Raw genomic sequence first — 4,318 nt, 5'->3', positions numbered from 1 at the left:
CCGAGCCGGTCTTGAAAGACCCGGCCTCGATCTACACATCCTCCCCGAGATGAACTCCGAATCCCGCAACGCCGAAGACGCGCTGGCGCGCCTGGCCGCCGTCATCGAGAGCCGGCTGCCGGCGCGCGGCGGCGACCCCGACAAGAGCTATGTCGCCCGGCTGCTGCACCGCGGCCCGGACGCCTTCCTCAAGAAGATCGGCGAGGAGGCCACCGAGGTCGTGATGGCCGCTAAGGATGCCGATCACGGCGGCGATCGCGCGAAACTGGTGAACGAAGTCGCCGACCTCTGGTTCCACAGCATGGTGGCGCTCGCGCACTACGGTTTTTCGCCGGCCGACGTGGTGGCCGAGCTCGAGCGCCGCGAAGGCACCAGCGGCATCGAGGAAAAAGCCCTGCGCAAGGCGCAGGACCGCGATACTTCCAACGACTGAAAGGAGCGCCCGCCATGCCCAACGACATCGTGACCGTCGAGCCCGACGACTCGCTCAAGACCTGGGGCTGGGTCAGCTACATCCTGCACCTGGTGGTAGCGGTCGGCGCCGTGCTGCCGGGGGCCCAGGCCTCGATCGGCCTGCTGGTGATCGCGCTCGTGATCGACCTCGTCAAGCGTGACGATGCGGCCGGCACCTGGCAGGCCTCGCACTTCAGCTGGCGCATCCGCACGGTGCTGTGGGCCGGCGTGCTGTACGTGCTGACCTCCTGGCTGTGGCTGCTGTTCCTGGTGCCCGGCTGGATCGCCTGGGCCCTGATTTCGCTTTGGTTCCTCTATCGCATCGTCAAGGGGATGGTGCGCATGAACGCGGGCCGATCCATGGATACCAGCAATGTCATCTGACCCGAACTGCATCTTCTGCAAAATCATCGACGGCAAGATCCCGTCGCGCAAGGTCTACGAGGACGACGAACTGTTCGTCTTCCACGACATCGCGCCATGGGCGCCGGTGCATTTCATGATCGTCCCGAAGCGCCACATCCCGTCGATGGCGCAGGTGACGCCGGACGACGCCGCGCTGCTCGGCAAGATCATGACCCTGGCGCCCAAGCTGGCGGTCGAGCAGGGCTGCCGTCCCTACCCCCGAGGCGGATTCCGCATCATGGTCAATACAGGTGCCGAGGGCGGGCAGGAGGTCCACCATCTCCATGTTCATGTCATGGGCGGACCGCGGCCCTGGCTCAGGGGCTGAAAGCCATCCTTTCGGCCGGTCATTCCACGGCGACTAAAATCCGACACATTCTTCAGGAGTAATCCATGGGTTCACTTTCCATCTGGCACTGGCTGATCGTGCTGCTCGTCGTCGTGATGATCTTCGGCACCAAGAAGCTGCGCAACATGGGCTCCGACCTGGGCGGCGCCGTGAAGGGCTTCAAGGACGGCATGAAGGACGGTGCCACGTCCGACGCGCCGACCGCCACCGGTCCGAACGCCCAGGTGACCGGCAACAGCACCGCCGACAAGTCGACGATCGACGTCGAAGCGCGTCAGAAGTCCTGAGCCAGCCCATTCCGTGATCGACCTCGGCATCTCGAAGCTGGCCCTGATCGGCGCCGTGGCGCTGATCGTCATCGGGCCGGAGAAGCTGCCACGCGTGGCGCGCACCGTCGGCACCCTGCTCGGCAAGGCGCAACGTTACGTCAACGACGTCAAGGCCGAGGTCAACCGCTCGATGGACCTCGATGAACTTCGCAAGATGAAGGACACGGTCCAGGAGGCGGCGCGCGATGTCGAGCAGAGCATCCAGTCCGGTGCCAGCGACTTCGAGAAGCAGTTCTCCGAGAGCGGCCAGACGCTGTCCGAACTGTCCGACACCACCCCGTCTTACCCCCAATACAAGCACCCGCGCAAGAACTGGCGCCTGAAGCAGGGCGCCACGCCGCAGTGGTACAAGGCGCGCAACGGCGTGCGCACCAAGGCGTTGTCGGGCGCCGCGCGCGTGGCCCGTTACCGTCCCCACAAGATCAACTAGCGCAAGCTGGCGAAACGGCCGCGCGCAGCGTGCGCCGCGCGCCCGACTGCAGCGTCCCCACATGGCCGATTCCACAGACAAGAACAAAGAAGACGAACTGGCCGGCACCGAGCAGCCTTTCGTCCAGCACCTCATGGAGCTGCGGGACCGTCTGCTCTACTGCGTCTACGGACTGGTGGTGGCCGGCGTGCTGCTGGCCATCTGGCCCGGCCCGGCGGGCCTGATCGACCTGATCGCAGTGCCGATCCGCGCCCACATGCCGCCCGACGCCAAGCTGATCGCGATCGGCGTGTTCTCGCCTTTCTTCGTGCCGCTCAAGGTGCTGGCCATGACGGCGGTCCTGCTGGCGCTGCCCTGGCTGATGTACCAGGCCTGGATGTTCATCGCACCCGGCCTCTACAGCCATGAGAAGAAGTTCGCGCTGCCGCTGATCTTCTTCGGCAGCCTGCTGGCCTATGGCGGCATCGCCTTCGTGCAGTTCTTCGTGCTTGACAAGATGTTCGGCTTCATCCAGAAGTTCACGCCGCCCTCGGTCAATGCCACGCCCGACATCTCGTCCTACGTGGAGGCGATCCTGTCGCTCTACATCGCCTTCGGGGTTGCCTTCCAGGTGCCGATCGTGGTGATGCTGCTGGTGCGATTCGAACTCGTCACGGTCGAGAAGCTGCGCTCTTTCCGCGGCTATTTCATCGTGCTGGCCTTCGTTGTCGCCGCGGTGCTGACGCCGCCGGACGTGGTGTCGCAGCTTGCGCTGGCGATCCCGATGTGCCTGCTCTACGAGATCGGCATCATCGGTGCGCGCTACTTCACGAAGTACAGCAAGCCGCCCGAAGAGAGCAGCACCGACTCGGCTCAGACCTGAACCCCGGCCGGGCGGCCCAGATTCGAACTACTCGGTCTCGGTCGGCGCCCGGCGCACCGACGACCTCGGCCGCAGGCCCGGCGTGACGTCGAGTTCCAGCTTGTCGCTGCCTCGCTGCACGACGAAGCGCGTGGCCGTGCCGGGCTTGAGGCCGGCCACGGCGCTCAGCAGTTCCTGGGAGTTGCCGATGTTCTTCTGGCCCACGCCGGTGATCACGTCGCCGGGGCGCAGGCCGGCCTTGGCGGCCGGGYCGTTCTGCAGCACGCCGGTGATGATGACTCCGGCGCTCGCCTTGACACCGAAGGTCTCGGCGAGTTCGGGCGAGAGGTCGTTCGGCTCGACGCCGATCCAGCCGCGCGTGACCTTGCCGGCCTTCACGATGTCCTCGAGCACCTGCTTGGCGGTCGACACCGGGATCGCGAAGCCGATCCCCATGCTGCCGCCCGAGCGCGAATAGATCGCGGTGTTGATGCCCTCGAGGTTGCCGTTGACGTCGATCAGCGCGCCACCCGAATTGCCCGGATTGATCGCCGCATCGGTCTGGATGAAGTTCTCGAAGGTGTTGATGCCGAGCTGGTTGCGACCGAGTGCCGAGACGATCCCGCTTGTCACGGTCTGGCCGACGCCGAAGGGGTTGCCGATGGCCAGCACCTGGTCGCCGACCTGCAGCGCGTCGGAGTTGCCCAGCACGATCACCGGCAGCTTGTCGAGCTCGATCTTGAGTACCGCGAGGTCGGTGTCGGGGTCGGTGCCGATCACCTTGCCGCGGGCATGGCGGCTGTCGTTGAGCGTGACGTCGATCTCGTCGGCGCCTTCGACCACGTGGTTGTTGGTGAGGATGTAGCCGTCGGCGCTGACGATCACGCCGCTGCCGAGGCCGACCTGCGGCTGGTCGCCTTGGTCACCGAAGAAGAAGCGGAACCAGGGGTCGTTGTTGCGCGGCGAGCGCTGCGCTGCCTTGCTGGTGTTGATGCTCACCACAGCGGGTGAGGCCTTCTTGGCAGCCGCGCTGAGGCTGCCGGCGGTCACCGGGCCGACCTGCGCGCTGGGCGCCTCGATCACCGAGACCATGCCGTTGAGCGGGCCGGTACGCCGGTTCAGCCACTCGGGCTTGAGGGTCGCGACGACGAAATAGGCCGCCAGCAGGACGGTCACGGCTTGGGCAAACAGCAGCCAGGTACGTTTCATGAAAAAGGCAGCAGAGAAAGTACCTATTGTCCCTCAAGGTCGCGCGCGACCCCTTCCGGCCCTTCCGGGCGGCCTGCCACCGAACCTCCTCGCAAGGTGAAAATAAGGGAAAACCCTTGAAAATGAGCGCTTGTAACGCCTTGTTCCTACGTCGACGGCCTGGCCTTCCGCATTCCGTCCAGCCGCGGTCGCGGTGCGATGCGGTCCGCGGCCGCCGGGGCCACAATGGCGCGATGAGCACGACCCGCCATGAACTCCTGCACGCATTCGACCTGCTGCTGGCACCCGCGCGCTTCAAGGAC

At 65.6% G+C, this 4,318-nt stretch carries 7 protein-coding genes; 6 read left to right on the top strand and 1 reads right to left on the bottom strand.

Features of this window, described 5'->3' with window-relative positions; all coding sequences use genetic code 11:
* The first annotated feature begins 49 nt into the window (after positions 1 to 49).
* The 6 genes from AC1DY5_RS44120 (at position 50) to tatC (ending at position 2,828) form a co-directional block, all read left to right on the top strand.
* Positions 50 to 433, top strand: coding sequence for a phosphoribosyl-ATP diphosphatase (locus tag AC1DY5_RS44120; protein ID WP_478120729.1), 384 nt, complete (start codon positions 50 to 52; stop codon positions 431 to 433).
* A gap of 14 nt (positions 434 to 447) precedes the next feature.
* On the top strand, positions 448 to 837 hold the full coding sequence (locus tag AC1DY5_RS44115; RefSeq protein WP_478120728.1) for a DUF4870 family protein: 390 nt from the start codon (positions 448 to 450) through the stop codon (positions 835 to 837).
* Entirely contained in the window at positions 827 to 1,186 is a 360-nt protein-coding gene (locus AC1DY5_RS44110; RefSeq protein WP_478120727.1) for a histidine triad nucleotide-binding protein, read from the top strand. The genes AC1DY5_RS44115 and AC1DY5_RS44110 overlap by 11 nt, the downstream gene beginning before the upstream one ends.
* A 65-nt stretch (positions 1,187 to 1,251) precedes the next feature.
* On the top strand, positions 1,252 to 1,494 hold the full coding sequence (gene tatA, locus AC1DY5_RS44105; RefSeq protein WP_478120726.1) for a Sec-independent protein translocase subunit TatA: 243 nt from the start codon (positions 1,252 to 1,254) through the stop codon (positions 1,492 to 1,494).
* A gap of 13 nt (positions 1,495 to 1,507) precedes the next feature.
* On the top strand, positions 1,508 to 1,966 hold the full coding sequence (gene tatB / locus AC1DY5_RS44100; RefSeq protein ID WP_478120725.1) for a Sec-independent protein translocase protein TatB: 459 nt from the start codon (positions 1,508 to 1,510) through the stop codon (positions 1,964 to 1,966).
* A 61-nt stretch (positions 1,967 to 2,027) separates the two neighbouring features.
* Positions 2,028 to 2,828 (top strand): twin-arginine translocase subunit TatC, encoded by an 801-nt coding sequence (tatC, locus tag AC1DY5_RS44095; protein ID WP_478120724.1) that lies wholly within the window; start codon positions 2,028 to 2,030, stop codon positions 2,826 to 2,828.
* A gap of 27 nt (positions 2,829 to 2,855) precedes the next feature.
* On the opposite strand, the gene AC1DY5_RS44090 is transcribed toward tatC, so the two are convergent.
* On the bottom strand, positions 2,856 to 4,016 hold the full coding sequence (locus AC1DY5_RS44090) for a S1C family serine protease (RefSeq protein WP_478120723.1): 1,161 nt from the start codon (positions 4,014 to 4,016) through the stop codon (positions 2,856 to 2,858).
* Positions 4,017 to 4,318: the final 302 nt, after the last annotated feature.

It is taken from the genome of Variovorax sp. P4_D9, assembly GCF_056401695.1.
This window is presented reverse-complemented; position numbering and strand designations above follow the sequence as displayed.